General features: G+C 55.8%; 1 protein-coding gene and 1 pseudogene. One reads left to right on the forward strand and one right to left on the reverse strand.

Features of this window, described 5'->3' with window-relative positions:
- A partial coding sequence (locus AC0L3J_RS37250) for an FKBP-type peptidyl-prolyl cis-trans isomerase (protein ID WP_473350413.1) occupies positions 1–252 on the reverse strand: 252 nt, incomplete at its 3' end.
- On the opposite strand from AC0L3J_RS37250, the pseudogene AC0L3J_RS37255 reads away from it, so the two are divergent.
- A pseudogene (locus AC0L3J_RS37255) lies at positions 162–656 on the forward strand (formate dehydrogenase-N subunit alpha); the annotation flags it as partial. The gene AC0L3J_RS37250 and the pseudogene AC0L3J_RS37255 sit on opposite strands and share 91 nt — an antisense overlap.

Here is a 656-nt window from a genome sequence, read left to right on the forward strand (position 1 = left end):
GATGGTGAACTCTTCGCCAGCTTTGTGGCCTTTGATACCGTCTTCAAAGCCCGGGATCATACGACCCTGGCCCATCGCCAGTACGAAATCAGACGCTTTACCGCCTTCGAACTCTTCGCCGTCTACAGAACCGGTGAAGTCGATGGTTACGCGGTCTTCTGCTTCAACAGCCGCGCTGTGTGTGGAACCTGCTGAAAGAGCACGTTTCCCGCTACACGCCGGACGTCGTTGAAAACATCTGCGGTACGCCAAAAGCCGACTTCCTGAAAGTGTGTGAAGTGCTGGCCTCCACCAGCGCACCGGATCGCACAACCACCTTCCTGTACGCGCTGGGCTGGACGCAGCACACTGTGGGTGCGCAGAACATCCGTACTATGGCGATGATCCAGTTGCTGCTCGGTAACATGGGTATGGCCGGTGGCGGCGTGAACGCATTGCGTGGTCACTCCAACATTCAGGGCTTGACTGACTTAGGCCTGCTCTCTACCAGCCTGCCAGGTTATCTGACGCTGCCGTCAGAAAAACAGGTTGATTTGCAGTCGTATCTGGAAGCGAACACGCCGAAAGCGACGCTGGCTGATCAGGTGAACTACTGGAGCAACTATCCGAAGTTCTTCGTTAGCCTGATGAAATCTTTCTATGGCGATGCCGCGCAG

This window comes from Bradyrhizobium sp. Kon37 (assembly GCF_055807535.1).